This is a genomic window from Natronosalvus halobius, assembly GCF_024138145.1.
In the GTDB taxonomy this organism is placed as follows: domain Archaea; phylum Halobacteriota; class Halobacteria; order Halobacteriales; family Natrialbaceae; genus Natronosalvus; species Natronosalvus halobius.
Genome location: NZ_CP099997.1, coordinates 1517786 through 1543541, shown reverse-complemented (window position 1 = coordinate 1543541; position 25756 = coordinate 1517786). Strand labels below are relative to the sequence as shown.

Below are 25756 nucleotides of genomic sequence, written 5' to 3'. Positions count from 1 at the left end.
CCATCGTCGGCGGTCGTAAAAAACGCTCCTCTCTGCGGTTCGGGTCGTCGATTCGCGCGTTGGTTCCGTCGATGCAGGCCCGTGCCCGCTCACCCGTCGTGTTCGGCGTCGGCCTCGATCTGCTCGTCCAGGATGGCGGTCGAACCGAACAGCATCTCGCTGGTCTGGCTGTAGATGCCGACGGGGGTCCCCGGCTGGGTATCGACCGCCTCGAAGAAGCGGTCGGTGATGACTTCCTCGACGATGTTCAGGATGGACTCGCGCTCGGTGCTCTCTTCCATGTCGCCGAGGACGCCCATCTCGAGTTGGGCTCCGGCCATGTCGGCGTGCCCGCCGGCGCTTCCGATCTGATCGAACGCGTCGCGAAGCGTCTCCCCGAGATCGAGGTCGTTCCCGCGTGAACGAGCCGAGACGAACACCATCTCGTCGCGAAAGCCAAAGACCAGGGTCGTGTCGACGCCGTCCATCGCGAGCAGTTGGTCGGCTGCCTGGGGTAGCGCGTCGCGGTCGGTGATGCGTCCGGCGCTGGCGGCGACCACGGTTCCACGCTGGACGCGGTTCTTGATCGCTCGCGCGACGGTATCGAGGGTGTCGCCCTCGACGGTCGGGTACTCGATCTTTCGGAGCGTCGCGAAGTCGACGGCGTCCCAGAGCGTCGCAGCGGCCTCGAAGTCGGGTGGTGAGATTTCCCGGGTGAAGTCCCTGGTATCGACGCGAATCCCGTAGAGCAACGCCGTCGCGATCTGGCTGTCGACGTCGATCCCGAAGTACTCGAGGTACTCGGTGAGGACCGTGCTCGTCGCACCGACGCACTGACGGAGGTCGTAGAACTCCCCCGGAACCGGGCCTCGGGGCGGGTGGTGGTCGATCACGATGTCGATCGGGAGATCCGCCGGGAGCTGGTCGTTCACGCCAGGTCGGGAGTGGTCGACGAGCGCGAACGCGTCGTACGCCTCCAGGGAGTCCGTTGGCTCGAGCGTTCGAAGATCGAGCTCCAGCAGGTTGACCATCGCCCGGTTCTCCTGGTGGGAGATTTCGCCGTAGTAACACGCCTCGGCGTCGACGCCGACGCTCTCGGCGATCTTGGCCAGCGCGACGGCGCTCGCGATGGCGTCCGGGTCGGGGTTATCGTGTGCGATGACGGCGAGCGTCCCCGTGATTTGAGAGAGGTGTGCCCGCAGTTCGATCGCCTTCTGGGCCCCTTGGGAGACCGTTCGCTCGGCGACCCACTCGACGACGGTTTCGATCGAATCGACGACGTGGGTCGCCTGGCGCCCGATGACCCGTCTGTCGGCCCGGCGGTCCGCTTCGGACTCGCTCTCTCCCACGTACGCCACGAATATCGCGTTGGGAAACACCGCTCGTGCGATTTCGAGCGTCCGCCGGTTCTCCCGGCTGTCGTCGCCGGCGACGAACACGAGGTCCGGCGAGCCGGATTCGAACTCCAGTTCGAGACCTTCGAGAAGCGACCGGTCCGATGGTTCGCCCTGCCGAGCCCGTACGTTTTCCTCCCGGAGCGTCTCGACGACATCGGCGTCCCTCGAGACGACGAACAACTTCTCGCGATCGCGCGTCCTCGTGGCGGAGCCGGCGGTCGATCGAAGGGGTGGCGGTGCCGAGTCCGGCAGCCGCTCGACGACGCGTTGTCCGACGTCCCCACATCCGAGGACGAGCCGGGAGATCATACCGCGGATTTCCACCGAACAGAGTAAAAGCTACCGGGTGATCAGGAGACGACGACCGCGCTCGCCGCGTCGATCGCGAGGTCCGCGACCGGCCCGAAACCGGGCAACAGGACGAGCGTCATCACGGCCGCGAAGACGATGGCCGCGTACAGTCCCGTCGGCGAGCCACCGAAGTCCCGGTCGACGCCCGAAACGGGGTCGTCGATCCAGACGGCCTTCACGAGCCGCGAGTAGTAGTACAGCGACAGCGCGCTGTTGATCACCAGTGCAGCCGCGACGATCAACATCGCGGGGTTGGCCGACGCCGCCTCGAGGGATCCCGTGAACAGGAAGTACTTGCTCCAGAAGCCACCGAACGGCGGAATACCGGCGAGGCTGAACATGAACACGGCCAGGGCGGCACAGGCGACGGGCGCCCGGGCTGCGAGGCCGTTGTAGTCCTCGAACGTCCGGCCGACGCCCCAGTACTCCGCCAGGGCGACGAACAGGAACGCGCCGGTGTTCATGAAGCCGTAGACCAGCAGGTGCATCATCGCGGCGCCGAGCACGAGTTCGCCGCCGTCGACGGTGAGCCCCGCCAGCCCGATCAGCGCGTAGCCCGCGTGTCCGACCGAGGAGTACGCGAGCATCCGCTTGACGTTCTGCTGGGTGGCCGCCGCGAAGTTCCCGACCGTCATCGTGACGATGGCCAGGATGATGAACGCGTGGGTCCACTCGAGGCCGATGATCTCGGCCGTCGCCTCGAGCGGGAACGCCGTCGTGAACACGCGAAAGAGGATCACGAAGCCGGCGGCCTTCGAGGCCGAAGAGAGGAACGCCGAGATCGGTGCCGGCGCCCCCTCGTAGGCTTCCGGCGCCCAGAAGTGAAACGGCACGCTCGCGGTCTTGTACGCGAAGCCGCCGATGAGCATCAAGAGCCCGAGTCCGAGCAGGCCCCCCATCTCGGAGACGTCGTGGCCCGACCCCGGCTCGGCCTCGCCCGTGATGACGTCCGCGATGGCCTCGAGTTGCAGGTGGCCGGTGACGCCGTAAACGAGGCTGATCCCGAAGACGAAGATGGCCGAGGAGAACGCGCCGATCAGGAAGTACTTCAGACCGGCCTCGACGCTCCCGCGGTTGGTCTTGAGGATGGATACGAGCGCGTAGGAGGGGAGACTCGCCAGCTCGAGGGCGAGAAAGATGGTGACGAGGCTGTTCGCCGCGGCCATCGTCGACATCCCGGTTGCCGCGAGCAAGAGCAGCGAGTAGTACTCGGCCTGGTAGGCGTGTCCGGCCATGTAGTCGTAGCTCGCGATCGCTACCATCGCGGTGACGACGGCGACAACGATCATGAAGAACAGTGCCATCTGGTCGACGACCATCTGGCCGCCGAAGAGGTCGATGGCGCCGGCGCCGGCCTGGGACTCGCCGACGACGAACCAGAGATCGTAGCCGGCGTCGGCGTTCTCGGAACCGGTTCCCGCGACGGCGAACCAGACCGCGATGGCGAGGGAGACAATTGCGCCGGTAACGGCGATGCCAGCAAGCGCCGGGCGGTTCGTCGACCGTGGGCTGATGCTGTCGAAGACGAACAATACCATGGCGGTCAGGGCCAGCACGAGCGTCGGTGCGAGTGCGAGCCACTCCGCCGGCACGAGTGCGTTAACCATCAGGCACCACCTCCCCGTTCGAGGATCGGATCGACTGCGTCAAGGATCATGTCGAAGATCAACTCCGGTGCGACGCCGAGGGCGATGATCAACCCCAGCAACACGAACATCGGCGCGACGTCGTGGAACGGCGCGCGACCGATCTCGTAGTCGGTCTCGAGCCGGAAGGGGCCAAACAGCGTCCGCTGCATCGCGAACAGCAGGTAGCCGGCGACGATGACGATGCCGAACATCGCCAGACCGGTAAACAGCGGCGCGTACGTCAGCACCTCGGAACCGAAGGCCCCGAAGAAGATGAAGTACTCCGCCGCGAAGCCGCTCATCAGCGGCAGGCCCATGTAGCCGAACGCGCCGGCGATGAGGATGGCGACGGCGATGGGCATCTTGTCGGCCATCCCGGACATGTCGGTGACCATCCGGGTGTGGGTGGCGTTGTAGATCACGCCGACGGCCATGAACATCAGGCCCGAAATCAGGCCGTGAGAAACCATCTGGAAGGTCGCGCCGCCGACGCCGAAGTGGGTGAACGCGACCAGGCCGAGGATCACGTAGCCCATCGACGAGACCGAGGAGTAGGCGACGATCCGCTTGAGGTCCGTCTGGGCCAGCGCCAACATCGCACCGTAGATGACGCTGATGACGGCGATGGCGGCGATGGGAACTGCGTACATCTCGACCTGCCCGGGGAACATCGTGAAGTTGAACCTGAGCAGAGCGTAGGTCCCCATCTTCAGCAGGACGCCCGCCAGGAGCACCGACGCCGGCGTCGGTGCCTCGACGTGAGCGTCGGGCAGCCAGGTGTGGAACGGCACCACGGGGACCTTCACGGCGAAGCCGATGAACATCGCGATGAACACCAGCGAGGCGACCGTGCTACCGGCGACGCCGGCGAATCCCTCGGGGCCGCCCGCGAGCATCGCCTGCGTGATCTCCGTGAGTGCGAACGACGAGACGTCGAGGCTGAAGACGAGCGTCATGAACGCCCCGAACATCAGCAGCGAGGCGACGTTCGTGTAGACGAAGAACTTGATCGCGGCGTACTTCCGGCGCGGGCCGCCCCAGACCCCGATCAGCAGGTACATCGGGATGAGGACGGCCTCCCAGAAGATGAACCAGACGAAGAAGTCCAGCGCGGCGAAGACGCCGATCAGGTTCGCCTCGATGAACAGGATGAGGCCGTAGAACTGCGACTGGCGCGTGTCGATTGGCGTCCAGGAACTCAAGATTGCGAGCGTCGAGAGGACCGTCGTCAGGACGACCAGCGGCAGGCTGATGCCGTCGAGCCCGACGTACCACGAAATCTCGTAGGCGCCGAGTTCGATCCAAGTCGTCCGGGACTCGAACGCGAGCGCGCCACCGTCGACTAACGCGTTGCCGCTGCCGTCGAAGGCGGTGAACAGCCACAGTGACAGCGCGACTGGTACGAGGCTGATTGCGAAGGCTAGTTTTCCGGCGATACGATTGGGCGCGAGGAACGTCACCAGCGCGCCCACAAACGTGACAGCGAGTAGCGTCTCGATCATCATACGAACCACCCTCCGAGCACGCCGAGCACCACAAGCAACGCGATGAACCCGACGACGATCAGTGCCGCGTAGGTCGTCACGACACCGGTCTGCAACCGCTTCACGCGGCTTCCGCTAAAGAGACTCACGCTCGAGACGCCGTTGACGACGCCGTCGATGACCGTCTGGTCGAATCGGTCGGCGGCTCGAGCCACCGGCAGCGTGAACTTCTCGGCGAGCCAGACCTGGTACTCGTCCTGGTAGTAGTTGCTGCGCAGGACGGTTCGCGCGCTGCCCAGGTTCTGGGTGTGCGGGACGGGCTCGGGCACGTTGTACAGGATGTACGCGAGTCCGGCGCCCGCGAGTGCGAGGCCGAGCGAGAGGCCGGCGCCGAGCAAGAGCGTGATCGTCTCGGAGCCGATGTAGCCCTCCTCGAACGCCACGGCGTCGTGGTAGGCGTGGTAAGTCAGGTCGGCGAACCCACCGTACTCGCCGTCGAGCCAGAACTCGAGGAACGTGATCTCGGCGCCGGTGAGCTTGTAAATCGGCGCGAGGTTGGCGGCGCCGGCGACCAGTGCCAGCACGCCCAGCGTCGCGAGCGGAATCTTGATCGGCAACCCGACTGGGTGGGGGTTGCGTGCGGTCTCCGTCCGGGGCTCACCGTGGAAGGTCAGGAAGACCATCCGGAATGTGTAGAAGCCGGTGAAGAACACGGCGATCAGCCCCATCGCGTAGGCCACGAGGAAGACTGGCTGTTCGAGGCCGACGATGAGCGCGTCGTAGAGAATCTCGTCTTTCGACCAGAATCCAGAGAACGGAACGATGCCCGCGAGCGCGAGTGCGCCCGCGAGGAACGTGTAGTAGACGACGGGGGCTCTGTCCTTGAGCCCGCCCATCTTCCACATGTCCTGTTCGTGATGCATGAGGACGATGACGGCCCCGGCGCCGAGGAACAGGAGCGCCTTGAAGAAGGCGTGGTTCATCAGGTGGAAGACGCCAGCGACGTAGCCGCCGACGCCCAGCCCGAGCATCATGTAGCCGTACTGGCTGATGGTCGAGTACGCGAGCACCTGCTTGATGTCGTCTTTGACGACGCCCATCGTCGCGGCGAAGAGTGCGGTGAAGCCGCCGGTGAAGGCGATGACCGCGAGCGCCGTCGTCGACTGGGCGTAGAAGCCGAACATGCGGGCGACGAGGTAGACCCCGGCGGCGACCATCGTCGCGGCGTGAATCAGGGCCGACACCGTGGTCGGACCCTCCATCGCGTCCGGGAGCCAGGTGTGCAGCGGGAACTGTGCGGACTTCCCGATGACCCCGCCCAGGACGAGCAGGCCGGTGATCGTCACCCAGGTCTCGGCGTCGAAGCCGAACAGGGTTTCCTCGTTACTAATCGCCTCCTCGGCGGCCGCGACGAACGAGCCGTCGCCCTGGAAGGCGAGGGTGCCGAAGGTCGCGCCGATGGCGACGACGCCGATGAGGAAGAAGTAGTCCCCGAAACGGGTCACCAGGAACGCCTTCTTCGCGGCCGACGGCGCGGACTCGGTGCGGAACCAGAAGCCGATGAGCAGGTACGAACAGAGTCCGACCAACTCGAAGAACATGAACGCCATCAGCAGATTGTCCGCGACGACGAACGCGAGCATGCTGAACGTGAACAGTCCCAGTTCGGCGTAGTAGCGTCGGAGCCCCGTTTCGCCCTCGGCGTTCATGTAGCCGAGGCTGAACAGGTGGACGAGGAACGCGATGAGCGTCACGATGACGAGCATCAGTGCCGACAGCGGGTCGAGCAGGATGCCGAACGTGAACTCGATCGTCTCTTCCCCGGTCTGACTCAGCGCGTCGCCGGCCGCCCACGTGAAGTACGTCTCCTGTCGCTGGCCGCCGGTCGCGACGCCTGCCAACACGAAAATCGACAGGATCAGCGACCCGGCGGTCGCCACGATACCGGCGAGCGCGCCCTTCTTTGGCATGTAGTCGCCGAAGAGCAACGCGACGACGAACGCCGCGAGTGGCAGGAGGACGATTGCCGGCGCCAGATCGAATGCAGTTTCCATAGAATTACCACCTCATTGCCGACGGTACCGTGACGTCGACGTCACGGAAGTTGCGATACAGCACCAGGATGATCCCGAGGCCGACGGCGACCTCCGCGGCCGCCAGCGCCATCGTAAACAGGGCGAACACCTGCCCCGTGAGATTGCCGTGGTAGGACGCGAACGCGATCAGATTGACGTTGGCCGCGTTCAGCATCAACTCGACGGACATCAGGAACATCAGTGCGTTGCGACGCGTCAGGACGCCGAACAGCCCGATACAGAACAGGGCCATCGCCAGCAAGACGTAGGACGTGACCGCGACGGTCACCGGTCCTCACCTCCGTCGGTGGCCGCCTCGGCGTTCGTCCCCGTACCCGCACTCGAGTCGGCAGGCTGACTCTGCGTCGAGAGCGCGGTGACGGGTTCGCCGGCCTCCTCGCGCTTTGCGAGCACGAGCGAGGCGTCGAGGGCGGCGTCCAGGACGACGGCGATCAACAGGAACGAAAAGAGGAAGGGTTCGGTGTTGCCCATTCCTAGCTCGCCGGACTGCAACGCCGTGTAATCGAACATCGCGTAGCCGATCTCGGCGGTGATCGACACGCCGTCGGGGAAACCGACCATGTTGCCGAGGCCGGCGTTCCACGTGATCAGCGCCATCATCGCGAAGAGTACCACGGCGAGCACGCCGGGTACCAGATTCGTTCCGAGTCGGAGCTTTGGGCCTGTCGTCATGCCCGCGGCACCTCCTCGTCCGGTTCCGTTTCCTTCTCCGCCTGCGTGAGCATCACGGCGAACGTGATGAGGATGAGAACCCCGCCCACGTAGACGAGAATCTGCATCATGGCGACGAACTCCGCCGCCAACATCACGTAGTAGACCGCGACGCTCGTCAGCGACACGCCCAGCAGGAGCGCCGAATGCCACGGATCCTGCAAGAGCACGACGCCGACCGCACTGCCCAGCGTGACGAACGCGAACAGCGCGAACGCGATCAGCTCGTATGTCATTGGTGTTGTCTGGTGTTGTGTGCCCTTTGTAGATTTCGAGATGGGCTGATCTCTTACTGGTAGTCGACCTCTCCTTCGCCCTCGCCGATCCAGCCGCCGCGGTCGGGTTCCCTGGACTCGAGCGGATCGATGTCCTTGTACCACGGGACGGCCTTCAATTGCTCTTTGTTGTAGACGAGGTCGTGTTTCGTGTCGCCCGTGAACTCGAAGTTCTGAGTGAGCAAGATGGCGTCGACGGGACAGACCTCCTCACAGAGTCGGCAGTAGACGCACTGGCCGATGTGGAGGTTGTACTGCTCGCCGTTTCGCTGGGCGTCCGTGACGATCTGGATCGTGTCGTTCGGGCAAACGTTCTCACACTGGCGACACCAGATGCAGCGCTCCTGGCTGAACTTGTGGACGCCCCGGAATCGCGGCGAGACGTCCGGCGTCGTCTCGGGGTACTCCACGGTGAAGGTGTTACCGTCCAGTGCGTGTTTCATCGTCGTGGCCATGGATTTGAGGAGTCCGATCATGGGAAGATCACCGTAACCATCGCGAAGGCGAGATCGGTCTCGAGGAGACCCACGATGATCGCCGTGAACACCAGGTTGGCGAAGGCGAGCACGAGCATCCCCTTCCAGCCGATCTCGATGAGCTGATCGATTCTGACGCGCGGAAGCGCCGAGCGGAGCCACTGGGTGAACAGGAAGACGCCCCAGATCTTGATGGTGAACCAGACGATGCCCGGTAGCACCGGACCGGCCGGGCCACCGAGGAAGATCGTCGCGATGATCGCCCCGCCCAGGAAGATGTGGATGAACTCCCCGAGGTAGATCAGGACGAAGTAGACGCTCGAGTACTCGGTCTGGTAGCCAGCGACGATCTCGGTCGGCGCTTCGGGCGTGTCGAACGGGTTACGCCCGACCTCCGCCACGTTCGCCGCGACGAAGAGGACGAACGCGAACGGGTTGACGAACGCATACCACATCGGAATGTCGAGGCCGCCGAGGCTGACCAGCGTCTCGGCCTGTGCGGCCACGATCTCGCTCATTTGCAGGGTGCCGGCGAAGATGACGACGGACATCCCCGTGACGACGAGCGGAATCTCGTAGGCCACGTTCTGTGCGACCGCGCGCAGACCGCCGAGCATCGAGTACTTGTTCGCGGAGGCGTAGCCAGCCATCACGAGGCCGACGCTGGCGATGCCGGCGACGGCGAAGACGTACGCTAGCCCGACCTCGGGGTCCGCGAGGTGAATGCCCGATCCCATCGGGATGACGGCGAATCCGAGCAGTGCGGACCCGGCGATGACGATCGGCGCGAGGTCGTACGCCGGGCGGTCGGCGTTCTCGGGGACGATGAGTTCCTTCGAGAGCAGGCGAACGGCGTCGGCGACGATGATCAACAGGCCGAACGGACCGATTCGGTTGACTGCGATCCGGTCGGTGAACGCGGCCGTAATCTTTCGTTTCGCCCATGGGCCTGCAAAGGCCGTCATCGTCAGCATCAACGTGCCGACGAGGGCCGCCGCGAGTAACGTCGCGATCAACTCGCCGCCGAATCCGAGGTTGTTGAGTCCGGTCAGATCCCCGAGCCGTTCGGGCAGCAAGGCGCCGCTATCGCTCTGGAGCGGTAGGCCTGCCGCGGTCATCGATCCACCTCCCCGAGCACGATGTCGAGGCTCCCGAGCGAGGCGATCAGGTCCGGAATGTACTCGCCGCGAGTCATCTCGGGCAGCGCCGAGAGGTTGTGGAAACACGGACTGCGGATCTTGAAGCGGCCGGGCTTGTCCGTTCCGTCCGAACGGATGTAGATGCCGAGTTCACCCTTCGCCGCCTCGACGCCGCGATAGACTTCCGTGTCCGCCTCGGGCTTGAGCGTCCGGGGGACGTTACTCTGGATCTCCCGGTCGTCCTCGGGCCAGTCCTCGAGCAAGTCGACACACTGCTCGATGATCTTCGCACTCTCTTCGACTTCCTGCATGCGCACGAGCACGCGCGAGTAGTTGTCCATCCCGTCCTCGGTGATAACGTCCCACTCGAGGTTCTCGTAGTAGCCGTAGGGGTCGTCCCGCCGGAGGTCGATGTCGACCCCGGAGCCACGAGCGGTCGGGCCGGTCGCGCCGTAGGACTTCGCAACTTCTGGCTCCAGGATGCCGGTGTCGACACAGCGGATCTGGAAGATTTCGTTGGTGACGATCAGGTCCTCGTACTCCGAGACCTTCTGAGGAAGGTCGTCGAGGAAGTCCCGCGTCTTCTCGAAGAACTCCTCGCGGGGTTCGGGCAGGTCCCAGGCGACGCCACCCAGGCGGAAGTAGTTGAACATGAGCCGCTGGCCGGTGAGGTCTTCGAGGATGTCCTGGACGACCTCGCGGTCGCGGAAGGCGTACTGGAAGACGGCGGTGAAGTCGCCGAAGACGTCCAGCGCGAAGGTACCGAGTGCCAGCATGTGTGCGGCGATCCGGCACAGTTCTGCGCCCATCGTCCGGATGACCTGGGCGTACTCGGGGACCTCGATGTCCGCGAGGTCCTCGACGGCCCGGGCGTAGGCCCACTCGTTGAGCAGGCCGGCCGAGACGTAGTCCCAGCGGTCGGGGTAGGGCATGATCTGGTGGCGGTAGGTGCCCTGCTGGCACATCTGCTCCTCACAGCGGTGGAGGTAGCCGATGTCGGGGTCGACGTCGACGACCGTCTCGCCGTCCAGGACGGTCTTGACGTGCAACACGCCGTGGGTCGCTGGATGGTGGGGCCCGACGTTCAGGAACATCGTGTCCGTGTCCGAGTCGTGGTGGTCGGGCAGGAGCGGGTTGGCGTGTTCCGACAGCGTCACGACCTGTGGCTTCTCCTGGTTGTAGTCGTTCGAGAGCGGGTGTCCTTGCCAGGTCTCGGGCAGGAGAATCCGTCGTGGGTCCGGGTGGCCCTCGTAGTCGATGCCGACGAGGTCGAAGTTCTCGCGCTCGGCCCAGTCGGCCGCCCGGAAGACGGGTTCGGCCGTCTGGCTGACGGGGTCGTCAGTCGACGTCGGAACGACCACGCTGACCTCCTGGGTCGGGTCGTCGTACTTCTTGAGGTGGTAGATAGACTCGTAACGGTCCGCGTACTGCTGGGCCGTCACACAGGAGAGGTAGTCGAAGCCGGCCTCGTCGCGGAGGTCGAAGAGCACGTCCTGGACGGCGTCCGGTCGAATAACGAAGCCGGGCGCGTTCATGTGGTCGTCTCGCGTGAGCGCGCGATCTCCGATCAGCGCCTCGAGTTCGTCCTCGGTGACCTCGAGGCCCTCTCGGGGTTCGAGTCCGGTGCTCATGGCGAGTCACCCCAGTTGTACCGCATGACGAGGTCCTCCTCGTCGATCTCGGCGGCCAGTTTCTCGACGAGTTCGTCCCGCGGCAGGTCGCCGAACTCCTCGAGTTCGTAGGGTTTGACGACGACCGGCGAGGACTCGCCGTTGGCGATGCGCTCCTGAAGCTTGGCGACGCCGTAGATGAGCGCCTCCGGGCGCGGTGGGCAGCCTGGAACGTGGATGTCGACCGGGATGATCTCCTCGGCACCCTTTACGACGTTGTACCCTTCCTGGAACGGGCCGCCGGAGATCGTACACGAGCCCATGCCGACGACGAACTTGGGTTCTGGCATCTGGTCGTAGACGCGCTTCATGCGCGGCCCGAACTTCGAGACGATGGTTCCGGGGACGATCATGACGTCGGCCTGTCGCGGCGAGGCGCGGGGGACGCCGGCCCCAAATCGGTCGAGGTCGTGTTTGATCGCGTACGTGTGAATCATCTCGATGCTGCAGCAGGCAATTCCGAACTGCAGCATGAACATCGACGACCCTCGAACCCAGTTCATGAACTGGTCGAACTTGGTGAGGATGAACGGTGATGCCCCGAAGGCCTCCCGAAGCTTCGAGTTCATCCTGGCGTCGACGCCTGCGCCCATGCGGGCGTCGCGGTCCGCCGTCGAGGGAGCGGTACTCTCGTAGATTTGTTGGGTTGGTTGGTTACTCATGGTCGATCGACCTCGGATTCGACCTGCTGGGGCGATTTCGCCCACTGTACGGCACCGTTGCGCCAGGCCCACGCGAGTCCGACGACGAGGATGGCGACGAAGAGCAACATCGGACCCAGTGTGGCCACGAGTCCGTACTCCTCGGCTCCGAGCGCATCGGTGTAGGTGACCACCCAGGGGAACAACAGGACGGTCTCGATGTCGAAAACGAGGAAAAGCATCGCAACCATGTAGTACTGGATGTTGAACCGAATGCGCGTCCCGCCGGTCGGCACCTCGCCACTCTCGTAGGTGGCACGTTTGCTCGTCTCGGGGACGGTTGGCCGCAAGAGGTACGATACCGCCATCATGCTGAGCGGAATCAGTAGCCCCACGAGCGCCAGCGCCCCGATGGCTATCCAATCGTTCATCTCCGTAACGTTCGGGGGTTGGAAACGCACCCATATAAGGGTTGATTCTTTGTTTTTCGCCCGATTTCGCCCCGCTGGAGCCCCCTGCGAACGGATCGGTCGGGTGAGAGTCAGACGTCCCGAACGGTCGTCGCCATCGAAGCGCGAAAAAATGGCGGAATGCGGCCGGTGTGCCGTCGCTCGAGGCGCGCCCTCGATTCGGTTCGACGGATGGCCACGCAACGGTTGTCGACGCGCTCCTTCAATCCGGTTCGATTAGCGGCCACGCGACGGTCGTCGTCTACTCCTCCCGATAGGCCGTCACGCCGCCGTCGTGGAGCCGCTTCGAGACGGCACCGACCTCGAGCTGCAGGTTCTCGTGGTAGGCCACCAGCCGCTCGCGAATCTCGTCGTGCTGGCGGGCGAGGATCTGGGCGGCCGACAGCGCCGCGTTGAACGACTTTCCGGCGTCGACGGCCGTGAGCGGGGCGCCCGTCGGCATCCCGATCACGCTGTCGACGGACTTCTCCTGGACGGGGACGCCGATGACGGGCAGGGGATAGGCGATGGAGGCCGTCATGTTCGGCAGGTCCGCCGATTTCCCGCCCGCGCCGGCGATGAGCACCTCGAGACCCCGGTCCTCGGCCGTCTCGGCGTAGGCCGCCATCAGGTCGGGCGTACGGTGGGCGGAGGTGACGTAGGTCTCGAAGGTGAAGCGCTCGTCGGGCGGGTTCTCGTAGTCGGTCTGTTCGCCGAACCCGAGTTCGCCGATGAGGGCGTCGTAGGCTCCCGGTCGCCGGCCGCCGGTCAGCATGACCTCGAGGTCGGAGTCGCTGCCCATGACGATGCCCACGTCGGGGGTTTCCGCGGTCGGTCGGTCCTGGTCGGCTTCGCGGTGCAGTCGGTCGATGAGGTCGGATACGGTGTCTGCCATCTGTGTGGTATATCTGTTCCAGTTCCTGTTAGGCGTTCACTGACTTTCGAACGTCACTGCGTCTCGAAGCCCGCGGGCGCGCTCGAGCAGGTCCTCGCGCGTCTCGTCTGTCTCGTCTCTGCGCGTCTCGTCGCCGTCGGCGGTCACCGTGACGTGGCCCATCTTGCGCAGCGAGCGAGCCTCCCGCTTGCCGTACCAGTGGAGGCTTGCAGCGGGTGACTCGAGGATTCGCTCGACGTTGGCGAGGGCGGCCGGTTGCGGCTCCTCGACGTCGGCGAGCAGGTTCGTCGAGACCGTCGGTGCCCGAAGGGCGGTCGAACCGAGGGGCCAGCCCAGCACCGCCCGAACGTGCTGTTCGAACTGCGAGGTACGGGCGCCCTCGATGGTCCAGTGGCCCGAGTTGTGCGGACGCGGGGCGATTTCGTTGAGTAGAACCTCGCCCGACCGCGTTTCGAACAACTCGATCCCGTAGATGCCCCGTCCCTCCATCACCTCGAGTACGTCTTCGGCGACCTCGCGGGCGCGTTCGAGCACGGCGTCGCTCGAGCGGGCGGGAACGACGGTCTCCCGCAGGATCTCGTCCTCGTGGACGTTCTCCCCGACGGGGAACGTTGCCGTCTCGCCGTAGCCCTTGGCCGCGATGACCGAAATCTCGCGCTCGAAGTCGACGAAGGACTCGACCATCGCCGGACCGGCGACGGACTCGAGCGCCGCGTCGGCGTCGGCTTTCGACTCGACGGGGACGTTGCCGCGCCCGTCGTACCCGCCGGTTCGGGCCTTGAGCATCACCGGGGCGCCGTAGTCGTCGATGGCCGCCCGAACGTCGGCAACGTCCTCGACCGCCCGAAACGGCGGCACCGGTACTCCGGCGGCCTCGAGTTCGCGCTTCTGAATCAGTTTGTCGTGAATCGTCCGCAGCGTCGCCGGATCGGGGTGAACGGGGACGCCGGTCTCTTCGCGGACGCGCTCGAGGGCGTCCTGGTCGGCGAGTTCGATCTCGAAAGTGAGGACGTCCGATCGCTCGGCGAGGTCGCGGATTCCGGCCTCGTCGTCGAAGTCCCCCACGAGCTGGTCGCGGCTGACGCCCGCGGCCGGGCAGTCGGGCGTCGGATCCAGGACGAGCACGTCGACGCCGAGCGGCGAGGCGGCCTCGGCGAGCATCCGGCCGAGTTGCCCGCCGCCGACGACGCCGACAGTCGGGCCAGGTGACTCGAGAGTCGTCATGTACGGCGATTCTCAGCGATCGGGTATAAGGATTCTCACTCCGTACGCGTCGCCAGGTTGCCCGTCTCGGTCACTCCGGAGCAGCGTCCGGATTCTCGCCATCGGCGGACCGACGGTCGTACACGCGGACGGCTCGATCGTGGCGCGTCGAGACTCCGTTTGGGTTTCGTTTCGAGGTCCGATCGTCGTAGCGGGCTCGAAGCCCATCGACGAGGCCGCGGGCCGATCCCTGGAGCACGTCGACCCCGTTTCCGAGCCAGTTCGTCGGTGTCCCCTCCCCCGAGAGGATGCCACGAACACCGCTCGCGGCGTCAGCGATCGCCCGACAGACGAGGCGACCGAGTGCAGTCGGTCTGGGCCCGTAGTTCTTGGTCAGTCGATAGCCGAGCGACCGGTACCGGTCACCCCAGTTCCGGTCGAGCGTGCCGCCGTCGGTTCCAACCTCACTTCGGACCGCCATCTCGGGGAGCCAGGTCACGCCGACGTCCAGGCCGGCGAGTCGATGTGAGCAGTCCTGGGCGCCCGCGGTGGGCACGTACTCGTCGAATCCGTCGAGGGCCTCGAGCACCGATCGGTCGAACGCGACGTTGGCGCCCTCGAAGAGGGTGACCGACCGGCCGACGACCGACGTCGAATCGGTCCCTCGCGGACCGCGATCCGTTCGACCCCGGATTGGGCCCGTGACGACCTCTGCGTGACCAGTGATGGCCGTCTCGAGGGCGTCGTACCACCCGGGTTCGACGACGTACTCGCCGGTGAGGAAGACGACAACGTCGCCTGTCGCCGCCTCGAGGCCCGCGTTCCGCGAGACGTTGAGGGCGCGATCCGAAATCTCGACCAGCACATCGACGTCGTCGCGCTCGCGGACGGCCCCCGTCGTCCCGTCCGAGGACGGTCCGTTGACGACGATCACTTCGCTCGAGGCCGGGAGCCGGTCAGCGAGGGCGTCCAGGCACGAGAGCAACCGCTCCCGGTCGTTCAGCGTCGAGACGACCACCGAGAGCGTCACGTCCATACGAACGTGTAATCGACACCGATACTAAAAATAGACCGGGTTCGCGTCGACACAGTCAATACATATGACATGACGGGATAACGCCGTCTCAAAGCCTGGCGTTCCAGTACGAGACCGACATCAGATGGTCGCTCAGTGGGAGTCGACCGATCGCCCGGTCGATCGTTCGAATCGGCGACGCGAACGCGTTCGGGATCGCCCGATAGAGTCCGTAGGGGACGATGAAGTCGTCCTGGACGTCGATCAGTTCGAGACCGTTTTTCGCCAGCAAGATGCTCACTTCGCTCTTCGAGTACAGTCGCGATCCCATCGGCAGCGCCCAGTTGTAGACGCTTCGTGTACTGAATCGGTTGAACGTGTCGAAGACGATCCGCTCGCGGGAGACGCGTTTCATCTCACTCAGGAACGCCGCCGGGTCGTCCGCGAGGTGGAAAAAGCGCATCGCGACGACGGTATCGAAGTGGTCGTCCGGAAACGGAAGCCGGCCCGCGTCACCGCGGAGAAACTCGAGCGTTCCCGAGACGTCGGCCACTTTCGCTTTTCGACGTCCTTGCTGTAACATCGCTGCAGAGATGTCGAGCCCGACGACGTGTGCCCCCTCCTGGGCCAGCATCACCGTGAATCGCCCGGTACCACAGGCGATCTCGAGTACGTCCTGATCCTCGAGCGGACCGAGCGCGTCGAGGACCGCGGCTTTCTCTCGGCGGTCGATTAGCTGCCCGCCGCGTGAGAATCGCTTCTCGTCGTACTCCTGGGCGACGTCGTCGGCCTGGTACCATTCCTGTCCTTTCACACTGGGGGAACCTACACGGGCGGGAGGATAAAACGATACTGGAGTCAGTTCGACAGAACGAGTTTTGTTCCGTGGCACCGTATAACATAGTATGCCAACGTGCCCGTACTGCAAGCGAACGGTCGAAACGTCGGCGCTGATCCGTCACGAATCGGGCGACCTGTTGATCGTGCACTGTCCCGACTGTCACGGCGCCCTCGGCACCTACCGGGAACCAGGACGGTTCTAAAATTGCAGTGGACGTCTCGAGCGCGTCTCGGGTCAGTCACCGTTCGTGACCACGCGATCGGGTCGAATCCGTAGAATAACGCGTTCACCCACTTCCTCGCCGTGGTGTGGGTATTCCTCGCGCTCGAAGTACCGCCGGGTCAATTCGTCGATATGCTCGACTGCCCCGTCGGCCGTCACGTCCTCGACTTCACCGCGAACCGAGAGGTACCGGTACGGATCCTCAGGATCGGGAATTGAAAGACCGACCTTCTCGTTCTGGCGAACGTTTCGCTCTTTCTGGCGGTTTCGGGCCGTGTTCACGAGAACGTAGCCGTCGTCATCACGGTCGATCCAGACCGGCGTCACCTGCGGCGTGCCGTCGGGCATCACGGTGGCGAGGTGAGCGACGGTTTTTCGTTCGAAGAGGTCTATGAACGTCGCTGGAATAGAGTCCATACGCCCGTCTCGAGGCGCCGCGAAAAAGGTCCTCGGGCGCCGGATAGGTATGTGCCTTAAACACCTATTATAATCTCAATTGTTCGTATCCCCATATAGGGAAGGTTTACCAGTACGTCTCGGATCGTGTGTGGTATGAGCATGAGTACCGCTGACGACCATGCCGTAGCCGCCGAGGAGGTCCTCTCTGAGGCCGAATACCGCGACCGCCTCCGCGATCTGCCACCGAGTGCGAAACTCGTCGCGAAGGTCCTCGAATCCGATTCCCCGCTCTCGCAGGGACAACTCGCCGACGAATCGCTCCTGCCCGACCGGACCGTCCGGTACGCGCTCAACCGTCTCGAGGAAGTCGACCTGGTGGACTCGCGATACAGTTTCCGCGACGCGCGCAAGCAGGTCTACTACCTCAACCACTGATCGCGAACTGCACGCGTACGCACTGACGACTGCACCCTGCCATACTTCCGGTGTCGCTCGCCGACACCGCCATTTTCAGCACCTCCGAGCAACAACCGTGAAGCGATGACGATCACGCGCCACCAGATCCCGGTCTCGACGCGGGCGCCCGGCGGCCACACGAACACCTACGTCGTCGGCGAGGACCCGGCTATCCTCGTCGATCCGGCCGGCCGAACGCCCGACCTCGACCGAACCGTTCGCGAGCGCGGGGTCGACCACGTCCTGGTCACCCACACTCACCCCGACCACGTCGGCGCCGTCTCGTCGTACGCCGCGGACGTCGAGGCGACGGTCTGGGCGCGCTACGGACGCGAGTCTCGATTCGAGGACGCGACGGGCGTTCGAGCGGACGCGACCCTCTCGCCAGGAGACGTCCTCGCGCTCGGCGGCGGCGCCCTCGAGGTTCTCGACGCCCCCGGCCACGCCCCGGACCATCTCGCGTTCGTCGAGCGGGAAACGGGGGCGGTAATAGTCGGCGACTGCGCCGTCGCCGAGGGGAGCGTCGCCGTCGGCGCCCCCGAGGGCGATATGCGCGCGTATCTGAGTACGCTTCGACGGCTCTACGCTCGAGCCCCATCGCGACTCTATCCAGGACACGGTCCTCCCGTAGCGAACCCGCGCGAACGACTGGCGGACCTCCTGGAACACCGGAAACAGCGCGAGCGACGCGTCCTCGCGGCCGTCGATGGAGGCGCTCGGACTGTCGACGTGATTCTCGAGGCGGCCTACGACAAACCGCTCGACGGTGTCCAGGATCTCGCTCGCGCGACGGTCGAGGCCCACCTCGAGAAACTCGCCGTCGAGGGGGCGGTGACCTGGGAGGGGATGCGGGCCGGTGTGGCGAACGGGGCTGGTGGAGGAGGGGAAAGAAGCGGGCGCGCCCGTGACGAGTGACTTATCCCCCGCTGGCGCCATCGACGACACGTATCCGTGAGCACCGAATCACCGTCGGCGTCGCTCGAGGACGAACTCGAACGCGCCCGTGCGCTGTCGGTCGACGACCTGGCGACGGCTATCGAGTCCATCGGTTTCGAGTGCACCCGCTGTGGCGCGTGCTGCCGGGGGCACGGGAAGGACGAGCACACCGCGACGGTGTTTCCTGACGAGGTGCGCGAGCTCGGCGGAGCGAGCGAGGCGGGCGATGAGGCAGTGGGCGAGGCGGGCGATAAGGCAGTGGGCGAGGCGGACGACGTGTCCCGAGACGCCTCGAGCGACGATAACAGCGACGACTCGAGCGAAGGCACCAGCTACGACTGGCGCGACGTCGCCCGCCCGATGCCCTACGGCCTCACCGAGGGCCCGAACGGACTCGAAGGCGAAACCTTCGAGTGGGCGCTCCAGACCGACGACTGCGGGGACTGCACGTTCTACACCGAAGACGGCGGCGTCGGCGCCTGTACCGTTCACGAGGATCGCCCGTTGATCTGTCGAACCTACCCGTTCAGCGTCGTCCTCACAGGCGAAGCGAGCGAGGGCTCGTCGGGGGAATCCGACGGTGCGCTCTCGGGAACCAGCCAACCGATGGGCGACGTCGTCGACGAGGCCGGTGTCGTCCGCGCCCACGAGTGCGAGGGGCTCGGTCGTGAAATTTCCAGGGGTGAGGCCGAGGATCTCGCTCGTGCGCTGAAAACGCGGGCCGTTCGCGAACTCGAGGAGGCGATTGCGGTCGTCGAGAACTACGTGCCTGCGGCCGGGGCTGGGGCCGGGGCCAGGGCCGCCGACCAGGCGGTCGTCGTTCACGATTCGGAAGGGGCGAAGCGGCCGGACGGGAGCCGACTCGAGGACGAGTAACCGGACCCGTGGTAGGACGTGCGTCGCTCGGTGCCGGGTGCAATCCGTCGACGGCAGGTCCTCGGCAATCGCTCGTCGATAGGTGTCGATTTCTATTGACTGATAGCTGGTAGTTGGTAACCGATCTTTGATAACTGATGGCTGATAGCCGATAGCTGGTACTGATAGCCGATAGCTAGTCGCCGCCGGAAACTACAGGGGCGGGATCTCGACAAAAGCGGTCAGAAAGTCTCTTCGATAATCTCGCCGACGGCGAAATTCGACTTGACTTCGCTGACCTCGATCTTCACGCGGTCACCAACGTCTGCACCGGGGACGATGATGACGTACCCGCGTTCGACGCGAGCGATCCCGTCACCTTGCTTGCCGATGTCTTCGATCTCGACGTAGCGGGTTTCGCCGACGTCGACCGGCGGTTGCGGTTCCGACGGCGATGTCGTCCGCGACGACGCCGTTCCCGAGCCGGTGGCTTCGGTTCCGGTCCCGCTCGCGCCGCTCGCGGTTCCAGCGTCGGTGTCGACGCTCGAGGCCGCACGTTCGCGCGAGATGAGCGCGACACGGAACACCTCCCCGGGTTCGACGTCCCCCGTTTCGATTTCCTGACGCGGTATTTCGATGACGTAGCGGTCGTCCTCTTCCGACACTTCTGTGCTAAACAGACACAGGAGTTTTTCAGATATTTCCACAGGTAGACCCTCGATTTCAGTCTGCATCGCATGTGTAATAGTACTACCGACCGATATTGCCCAATTACGGACTCGACCGGCCCGAAATGCCCCCCGATTCGGGCCGACCGTCAGTCCATCGCCGAGGGCTGAGAGAGGGTCGCGAACACCGAGACGTCGACCGCCGACTCGAGGTCGGGCATCGATTCGTGCGGTCGATCGACGATGATGTCGCCCGCGGTGCGGTCGCCGACGCCGGGGATCGCCGTCAGTTCGTCCATCGACGCCGCGTTGAGGTCGAGCGGGTACGGGACGCCCGTGACCGATCGGTAGCCGTGATCGACGACGGCCACGTCGATCGTCGAACCCAGCGGGCGTTCGCCGGGAACCCCGACCAGGAGGGGATAGGTTCCGAGCTGGCGACCGAACGTATGGCCGTCCTGGTGGTACTCGAGGTGGACGTCCGACAGCACGGTACCGGTCGGCGCGACGCGGTCGAGCATCGGGTTGTCGACGGTCTCGCGGACCTCACGCTTGTAGTGCTTGAACAGCTTCTTGTGCTCCCGGGCGATCGAAGCCCCCGTGTCGGACATCTCGGTGCCGTCGAACGCCATCACCTGCCTGATGTTCACGCGCCGGAGCAGCAGCCCCTCGTCGTAGACCCGTCTGAGGAACTCGAGGTTGTGCTCGTAGGTCTCCTCGCGTTCCTCGAGCAGGCCGTGGAGCAGGTTGATGCCGGGGAGGAGTTTCGGGAGGCGGGGCGGCTCGACGTCGAAGTCGGCCGGCAGCGAGGGACCGCTCCCCGGCTGCTCGCCGGGTCGCCAGCCGCCTTCCTCGTTGACGATGCGAACCGCCTCGAGACACTCCTCGGCAGTGACGTTGAGGTTGTTCGCCTCCTGGACCACCGGGTCCGCGGACTCGAGGCCGAACGCGGCCGTGTCGCCGGGCGTGTTGTGCTCGGCGATGATCCGGATCCCCTCCCTCGAGGCCTCGGGCCAGTTCGCGATGGTGATCGGGTTCATGTTGTCGAGGTGGAGGGTCTCGAGGTCCGGGGCCACCTCGCGGATGCCGCCGTAGAGCTCCCGGAGGGCGTCGGGGTTCGGAGCTTCCCCGTCGCCGCCGTAAGCGAGGATGTCAGCCTGGCGGCCGAGTCGGAAGTGCTTCACGCCGTAGTCGGAGAGTGCGTCGACCTCGTCGATCACGGACTCGGGCGGCCGGAACGAGGGGTTGCCGTACAGCGGTTCCGTGCAGAACGAACACCGGTAGGCACAGCCCCGCGATGTCTCTAGTTCGCAGATGAGGTAGTCGGGATGGTTCGGGTGCTGTTCGACGATGAACGCCCCTTTCCGGGCCCACCGCGTGGCTTCCGGGACGTCGCGCATCCGGTTGTTGAACCCCTCGAGGCCGCTCTCGAGGAGGTCGTAGACGGCGGCCTCGACGTCGCCTTTGGCCACGAAGTCGAAGTCCAGGTCCTGACGCTCGGTCTCGGTTGCCCCCTCGTTGGTGTCGCCGACGCCGAACTTAACGGGGCCGCCCATCAGGCTCGTACCGCCGGCCGTCCAGGCCAGCTTCCGGACCTCGTCGGGTTCGGCGGGCGTCCCGCCGACGTACTTGCCGGGGACGGTCATTCCGCCGAGGTAGATCAGCAGGTCGGCCTCGTCGACGTCTCGCCAGCGGTCGGGAATCTCGCGCAGGCCGTCGATCGTGTGGTAGGTGATGCGCTCGGGCGGAACGCCGGCGTCGACGAGCGCCCCGGCCGTGTAGCGCGGGTACGTCGACACGTACGGCGGGACCCCGAAGTGAGCCGGTTCGTCGACGTAGCCGTCGACGATGGTCACCGCGAGCGTTTCGGGGTCGGTCATGGCTCGAGGTAGCGCCCCGAGGCGTAAAACCGTGACTGTCCGTGAGTCGCGTTCGGCTGCGGCGACCGTGATCGCTTCTGCGTTCGTGATCGGCCTCGTATCCGTTATCGTCTCGACGACCGTAATCGTCCCGCCACGGCGCTGCCCCCTCCCCTCGACTTCGGTGCCGCGAACCGTGCTTTGATACCGCTGCCCGCGCTACCGTGGCGTATGCCACCGACGAAGGAGATAGCGTGCACGGACGAGGACTGCTTTCTCGACATGTTCGAGAATCATTACACCTACGACGTCCCGGAGGACCACGGCGTGAGCGACCTCTCGTGTCCGGTCTGTGGAGGAACCGACTGTCTCGAGGAGATCGAAGTATAATCCCTCTCAGAGTCGCTGGTCACGTCAACGCGTCGAACAGCGTCTGACGTTTATTTAGAAGATCCAAAAAGAATAACAAGGTGGACGTGGTATCGGTATACAGGGGAGCCCTCCCACCAGTACAGGCCGCCCATCCCACTCCCCGCGAGGTGACAACAAGTGAGTCTCAGATCGCTGCGCGAAACCGTCGGCGACACGCTTTACCGACAGGTCGGTCGCGCACGCAGCCACGTCCAGGAGCACCGTTCGCTACCCGTCGACGTCCTCGAGAGCGAGGATTCGTATCTCGTCGTCTTCGACGCTGCCGGCGCCGAACTCGGAGACCTGCAGGTCCGGTACATCGACGGGACCGTCAAGGTACGAGTCGAGCGCTATCGATCCTATCACGACGGCTTCGAGATGCGATTTCCTGGTCGTGGGATGACCCTCGACGGCGAAACGACGCTGCCCGACGACGCGCTCGTCAACCCCGATGCCGGCACTGCGACGCTCACCGACGTCGGGACTCTGCAGATCACGATTCCGAAGGAGGGCTCTATCGACAACGACGGGACCGACGAAGCCCCGGCGGTCGCCGAAGACGACCTGCTCGAGGGGAATCCCGACACCATGGCGCCGTCGGATCTCAAGCCGGGCGCCGAGCAAGTCGTCGTCGACGACTGACCCGGCCGCCAGCGGCCGTTCTCTCGCTCTCGTTCGTGCTCGCGCTCTCGAATGTCTCTTGCTAGTGCAATCGACCGGTCTCGAGTCTCGAGCGACGCGAATCGCTCGCCCTCGCGATCGAAGCGTGAACGGAGAGCGTGACCGGACACCTGCTACCGTGGCTCGTCCTGGATGGCCATTCCCTCGACGATGTCGAACGATTCGGTTCCCGAAAATCGGGTGGGGTCGAACGCATCGATTCCTTCGCCGCCAAGGATCTCGTCTGCAACTCTGGCGCCGATGGCCGGCGCACGCATGAAGCCGTGGCCCTGGAACCCCGTCGCCACGTACAGGCCGTCGTGGCGTTCGCCCACGAGCGGGTCCCCGTCGGGCGTCGCGGTGCAGACGCCGGCCCAGGCACGGGTGACCTCCGCTTCGCCGAGTTCGGCCTCGGGAAACCGGTGGGCGACGCGCTCGCACAACTTCTCGGCGAATCCGGGGTTCGCTTCCCGCTCGTAGTCGCCGGGGTCGATCTCGCGTTCCTCGGTGCCGTTGCCCGCGAGGAGTCCGTCCGAATGCGGGCGGGCGTAGAAGCCGTCCGTCGCGTCGTAACACATCGGCTCCGGAAGCGTCCCCGTCGCCGTCATCGCCTGGACGCGGTAGGGTTTCATTGCGATGGGGAGGCCCGCCGCCTCCAGGACGGCCTTCGTGTGCCCGCCGGCGGCGACCAGGACGGCGTCGAACTCGCGTTCCGTACCACTCCCCTCGGGAACCACGCGCGGCGGGTCGACGCGAACCTCGACCGGCGCATTCGTCTCGACGGTCGCACCGGCACCGCTGGCCGCGGCGGCGAGGCAGGCCGTGTACCGTGCGGGATCGGTGTAGCCCGCGGCCCCGGCGATGCCGGCGACGGCGACGTCGTCCGTTCGTAAGTGCGGGAACCGCTCGGCGAGTTCGTTGGAGTCGACCTCCAGGGCCACCACCCCTCGAGACTGCATCGCGTCGATCCCCTCCTGGATGTGTGCCGCTCGCCGCTCGTCGCCCTCGCGGGCGAGCCAGACGTACGGACACTCCACGAAGGGGAAGGTGTCGTCGCTCGAGAGCGACCGGAAGCGCTCGATCGCCGCCGAGCCAATTTCGGCGTCGAGGCTGTCGGCGAACGCGTTGTAACAGACGCCAGCGGCGCGGCCGCTCGAGCCGCTGGCGACCTGTCCCTTCTCGTAGAGCGTGACCTCGGCGCCCTCGCGGGCGAGGTCGTAAGCGGCCGTCGCGCCCACGGCGCCGGCACCGACGACGGCGACCTCGAGGCCGGCGCCGCGGTCGACGAAGGCGTCGGTGCCGACGGCGAGTTCGGGGTCCGTCGGGTGTCCACCGCCGTCGTCGGTCGCGTCGAGTCCGTTCCCGCTCATACGTGATCCGCGGGCCAGCAGTCCTGGAGCGGTCGCTCGGCCAGCCAGTCGATCAGCGCGTGGAGTTCGTCGCTGGCGGCTTCGAACAGCCGTTCACCCTTCTCGGGGTCGGCCCGGGTCGGCTTCCCGACCGCACCGCTCCCGGAGAAGTCGATGGTGTCGAAACCGACGTTCGCGCCGTGGACCGCCTCGCCCCAGCCCTCGCTAGCGCCCGATTCGGCCTCCTCGAGTCGATCCGGTTGGATCAGGTCCTCCCGGACGTGCCAGAGGACGCTCGACTCCATGGCGTCTGCGTGGCCGCCGTTCTCGTCGAAGAGGTCGTCGGCGAGGTCGCCCACGCCGTCCCACCAGTTCCACGGCGGTGCGAACGCCGTCTCCTGGTCTCGGAGCGTACGGGCGACCCGGTTCAGCGCCGCCGAGTTCCCGCCGTGGCCGTTGACCACGACGGCCTTCCGGACGCCGTGTTCGGCGAGGCTCGAGAGCGTTTCACGAACGTAGCGCTCGAATGTCTCCTCGGCGACGTAGAGCGTCCCGTCGAACTGGCGGTGATGGACGGAGACGCCGACCGGCACCGTCGGGAGTACGACGGCGTCCTCGCGGTCGGCGGCCGTCCGGGCGAACGCCCGCGCGGCCATGTGGTCCATGCCCAGCGGCAGGGCCGGGCCGTGCTGTTCGGTGCTCCCGGTCGGGAGGACGGCGACCTCGGCGGCCTCGAGCGCGTCGGTGGCCGCCGTGGTCGTCTGTTCAGCGAGCAGTGTCATGTGCCACCGTGGGCGTCGGGGGCACTTACCTGTAGGTGGTTTCTCGCTGAAACGTCGGCTCGTGTCGGATCGTCGAGAGTGGATTTGGGCCGAGAATTACTCGAGCAGCGACTCGAGTCCCTGGGCCGGGTAGCCGACGACCGTGGTCGCGCCCGCCTCCTGGAGCGCGTTCGTCCGGGCGGCGACCTCGCGTTCGGTTCCCACGAGGGCGTAGTCGTCGGCGGCGGCCAACAGCACCTCTCGCGCTCGGTCACTCGCCGTCGAATCGACGGGTGCGCCCTCGGGGAGCGCTCGCGAGACAGGCCGGCGCCTCGAGATGTAGGCGCCCACAGCGTCCAGGACGACGTCCTCGTCGTCGCTGAGGACCGTCGGTGCGTAGACGGCGACTTTGCCTGCAAAGCCGGCCGCGCGGATGGCCCGGAGCTCACGCTCGGTCGTCCGCGAGAGCAGGTCGTACTGGGTCGCGCCGGTCGCCATTGCGACGCGCTCGACGCTCTCGGTGCCGACCCAGGCGTCCGGCGCGGCCTCGAGGGCGGCTCCGAGACGCGGAGCGACCGACCGGGTTCGCTCGGTTTCGCTCAGGTAGGCCGGGTGGCCGGCGACGAAGACGCGACCGACGGTCTCGGGCAGTGCCGACAGCAGGGAATCGTCCCCCAGCGGGTCGAACCCGTTGGCACGGACCGGCGCCGTGACCCGGACGTCGGCCGTCCTGGCAAGCGTCTCGAGGGTTTCGGTGCTCGGCAGGTGGTCTCGTCCCTCGTAGTCGACGGCAATCGTGTCGACGGGGACGTCTCGGGCGTCCAGGACGTCACACTCGGCGGGTTTGACGGCGATGCCGTCGAGGCCCGCTCGCGCGACGGCGGCGGTGCTCGTCAGCATCGGTCGTCACCTCGAGCGTCGGCTAGACGG

The 25756-nt window shown here is 65.7% G+C and carries 28 protein-coding genes; 6 read left to right on the top strand and 22 right to left on the bottom strand.

Going from position 1 to position 25756, the window contains the following annotated elements; translation table 11 throughout:
- Nucleotides 1-89: 89 nt before the first annotated feature.
- The 16 genes from NGM15_RS07545 to NGM15_RS07470 all read right to left on the bottom strand — a co-directional run bounded on the left by NGM15_RS07545 (nt 90) and on the right by NGM15_RS07470 (nt 16223).
- Nucleotides 90-1685 carry a DHH family phosphoesterase gene (locus tag NGM15_RS07545; protein WP_253437352.1) on the bottom strand — a complete coding sequence of 532 codons (1596 nt, stop codon included), beginning with the start codon at nt 1683-1685 and terminating at the stop codon, nt 90-92.
- A 41-nt stretch (nt 1686-1726) separates the two neighbouring features.
- Nucleotides 1727-3334: an NADH-quinone oxidoreductase subunit N gene (locus tag NGM15_RS07540; RefSeq protein ID WP_253437350.1), complete on the bottom strand. Its 1608-nt coding sequence runs from the start codon at nt 3332-3334 to the stop codon at nt 1727-1729.
- Nucleotides 3334-4860, bottom strand: coding sequence for a complex I subunit 4 family protein (locus tag NGM15_RS07535; protein ID WP_253437347.1), 1527 nt, complete (start codon nt 4858-4860; stop codon nt 3334-3336). The genes NGM15_RS07540 and NGM15_RS07535 overlap by 1 nt, the downstream gene beginning before the upstream one ends.
- A complete protein-coding gene (nuoL, locus tag NGM15_RS07530; protein WP_253437344.1) occupies nt 4857-6893 on the bottom strand; it encodes an NADH-quinone oxidoreductase subunit L in 2037 nt (678 codons plus the stop codon). Before nuoL ends, NGM15_RS07535 begins: the two co-directional genes overlap by 4 nt.
- Nucleotides 6894-6897: 4 nt before the next feature.
- Nucleotides 6898-7203, bottom strand: coding sequence for an NADH-quinone oxidoreductase subunit NuoK (nuoK, locus tag NGM15_RS07525; RefSeq protein ID WP_253437341.1), 306 nt, complete (start codon nt 7201-7203; stop codon nt 6898-6900).
- A complete protein-coding gene (locus NGM15_RS07520) occupies nt 7200-7607 on the bottom strand; it encodes a hypothetical protein (protein WP_253437338.1) in 408 nt (135 codons plus the stop codon). The genes nuoK and NGM15_RS07520 overlap by 4 nt, the downstream gene beginning before the upstream one ends.
- A complete protein-coding gene (locus NGM15_RS07515; protein ID WP_253437335.1) occupies nt 7604-7882 on the bottom strand; it encodes an NADH-quinone oxidoreductase subunit J in 279 nt (92 codons plus the stop codon). The genes NGM15_RS07520 and NGM15_RS07515 overlap by 4 nt, the downstream gene beginning before the upstream one ends.
- 53 nt (nt 7883-7935) lie before the next feature.
- Nucleotides 7936-8397 carry a NuoI/complex I 23 kDa subunit family protein gene (locus tag NGM15_RS07510; RefSeq protein ID WP_253437332.1) on the bottom strand — a complete coding sequence of 154 codons (462 nt, stop codon included), beginning with the start codon at nt 8395-8397 and terminating at the stop codon, nt 7936-7938.
- Nucleotides 8394-9515: a complex I subunit 1/NuoH family protein gene (locus NGM15_RS07505; RefSeq protein WP_253437329.1), complete on the bottom strand. Its 1122-nt coding sequence runs from the start codon at nt 9513-9515 to the stop codon at nt 8394-8396. The genes NGM15_RS07510 and NGM15_RS07505 overlap by 4 nt, the downstream gene beginning before the upstream one ends.
- The gene (locus NGM15_RS07500; protein ID WP_253437326.1) at nt 9512-11167 is read right to left on the bottom strand and encodes an NADH-quinone oxidoreductase subunit D; all 1656 of its coding nucleotides are present in this window, start codon (nt 11165-11167) and stop codon (nt 9512-9514) included. The genes NGM15_RS07505 and NGM15_RS07500 overlap by 4 nt, the downstream gene beginning before the upstream one ends.
- Nucleotides 11164-11868: an NADH-quinone oxidoreductase subunit B gene (locus NGM15_RS07495; protein ID WP_253437324.1), complete on the bottom strand. Its 705-nt coding sequence runs from the start codon at nt 11866-11868 to the stop codon at nt 11164-11166. The genes NGM15_RS07500 and NGM15_RS07495 overlap by 4 nt, the downstream gene beginning before the upstream one ends.
- Complete coding sequence (locus NGM15_RS07490; protein WP_253437321.1) at nt 11865-12278, bottom strand: NADH-quinone oxidoreductase subunit A; 414 nt, start codon at nt 12276-12278, stop codon at nt 11865-11867. The genes NGM15_RS07495 and NGM15_RS07490 overlap by 4 nt, the downstream gene beginning before the upstream one ends.
- Nucleotides 12279-12558: 280 nt before the next feature.
- Entirely contained in the window at nt 12559-13191 is a 633-nt protein-coding gene (locus tag NGM15_RS07485) for an AIR carboxylase family protein (RefSeq protein WP_253437319.1), read from the bottom strand.
- 36 nt (nt 13192-13227) lie between these two features.
- Nucleotides 13228-14415 carry a 5-(carboxyamino)imidazole ribonucleotide synthase gene (locus tag NGM15_RS07480; RefSeq protein WP_253437316.1) on the bottom strand — a complete coding sequence of 396 codons (1188 nt, stop codon included), beginning with the start codon at nt 14413-14415 and terminating at the stop codon, nt 13228-13230.
- Nucleotides 14416-14485: 70 nt separating this feature from the next.
- Nucleotides 14486-15424 (bottom strand): glycosyltransferase family 2 protein, encoded by a 939-nt coding sequence (locus tag NGM15_RS07475; protein WP_253437959.1) that lies wholly within the window; start codon nt 15422-15424, stop codon nt 14486-14488.
- Between the two features lie 94 nt (nt 15425-15518).
- Complete coding sequence (locus tag NGM15_RS07470; protein ID WP_253437313.1) at nt 15519-16223, bottom strand: class I SAM-dependent methyltransferase; 705 nt, start codon at nt 16221-16223, stop codon at nt 15519-15521.
- Between the two features lie 91 nt (nt 16224-16314).
- Between NGM15_RS07470 and NGM15_RS07465 the strand changes: the two genes are divergently transcribed.
- Nucleotides 16315-16452, top strand: coding sequence for a zf-TFIIB domain-containing protein (locus tag NGM15_RS07465; RefSeq protein ID WP_253437310.1), 138 nt, complete (start codon nt 16315-16317; stop codon nt 16450-16452).
- 32 nt (nt 16453-16484) lie between these two features.
- Here the strand turns inward: NGM15_RS07465 and NGM15_RS07460 are convergent, their stop codons facing one another.
- The gene (locus NGM15_RS07460; RefSeq protein ID WP_253437307.1) at nt 16485-16889 is read right to left on the bottom strand and encodes a PPOX class F420-dependent oxidoreductase; all 405 of its coding nucleotides are present in this window, start codon (nt 16887-16889) and stop codon (nt 16485-16487) included.
- A gap of 135 nt (nt 16890-17024) precedes the next feature.
- Here NGM15_RS07460 and NGM15_RS07455 point away from each other — a divergent pair, with 135 nt between their 5' ends.
- From NGM15_RS07455 to NGM15_RS07445, 3 genes are all read left to right on the top strand, one after another.
- Complete coding sequence (locus NGM15_RS07455; protein WP_253437304.1) at nt 17025-17306, top strand: helix-turn-helix domain-containing protein; 282 nt, start codon at nt 17025-17027, stop codon at nt 17304-17306.
- A 105-nt stretch (nt 17307-17411) separates the two neighbouring features.
- A complete protein-coding gene (locus NGM15_RS07450; RefSeq protein WP_253437301.1) occupies nt 17412-18242 on the top strand; it encodes an MBL fold metallo-hydrolase in 831 nt (276 codons plus the stop codon).
- Nucleotides 18243-18278: 36 nt separating this feature from the next.
- The gene (locus tag NGM15_RS07445) at nt 18279-19139 is read left to right on the top strand and encodes a YkgJ family cysteine cluster protein (RefSeq protein WP_253437298.1); all 861 of its coding nucleotides are present in this window, start codon (nt 18279-18281) and stop codon (nt 19137-19139) included.
- Between the two features lie 221 nt (nt 19140-19360).
- On the opposite strand, the gene NGM15_RS07440 is transcribed toward NGM15_RS07445, so the two are convergent.
- Entirely contained in the window at nt 19361-19825 is a 465-nt protein-coding gene (locus NGM15_RS07440; protein ID WP_253437295.1) for a TRAM domain-containing protein, read from the bottom strand.
- Nucleotides 19826-19935: 110 nt separating this feature from the next.
- Nucleotides 19936-21666, bottom strand: coding sequence for a radical SAM protein (locus NGM15_RS07435; protein ID WP_253437292.1), 1731 nt, complete (start codon nt 21664-21666; stop codon nt 19936-19938).
- 210 nt (nt 21667-21876) lie between these two features.
- Here NGM15_RS07435 and NGM15_RS07430 point away from each other — a divergent pair, with 210 nt between their 5' ends.
- Entirely contained in the window at nt 21877-22035 is a 159-nt protein-coding gene (locus tag NGM15_RS07430; protein WP_253437289.1) for a DUF7559 family protein, read from the top strand.
- Nucleotides 22036-22194: 159 nt separating this feature from the next.
- Nucleotides 22195-22698 carry an Hsp20/alpha crystallin family protein gene (locus NGM15_RS07425; protein ID WP_253437286.1) on the top strand — a complete coding sequence of 168 codons (504 nt, stop codon included), beginning with the start codon at nt 22195-22197 and terminating at the stop codon, nt 22696-22698.
- 152 nt (nt 22699-22850) lie between these two features.
- On the opposite strand, the gene NGM15_RS07420 is transcribed toward NGM15_RS07425, so the two are convergent.
- The 3 genes from NGM15_RS07420 to NGM15_RS07410 all read right to left on the bottom strand — a co-directional run bounded on the left by NGM15_RS07420 (nt 22851) and on the right by NGM15_RS07410 (nt 25726).
- Complete coding sequence (locus NGM15_RS07420) at nt 22851-24086, bottom strand: NAD(P)/FAD-dependent oxidoreductase (RefSeq protein WP_253437283.1); 1236 nt, start codon at nt 24084-24086, stop codon at nt 22851-22853.
- Nucleotides 24083-24847, bottom strand: coding sequence for a creatininase family protein (locus NGM15_RS07415; RefSeq protein ID WP_253437280.1), 765 nt, complete (start codon nt 24845-24847; stop codon nt 24083-24085). Before NGM15_RS07415 ends, NGM15_RS07420 begins: the two co-directional genes overlap by 4 nt.
- Before the next feature lie 96 nt (nt 24848-24943).
- Nucleotides 24944-25726, bottom strand: a complete 783-nt coding sequence (locus tag NGM15_RS07410) for a DUF7388 family protein (protein ID WP_253437277.1) — start codon at nt 25724-25726, stop codon at nt 24944-24946.
- Nucleotides 25727-25756: the final 30 nt, after the last annotated feature.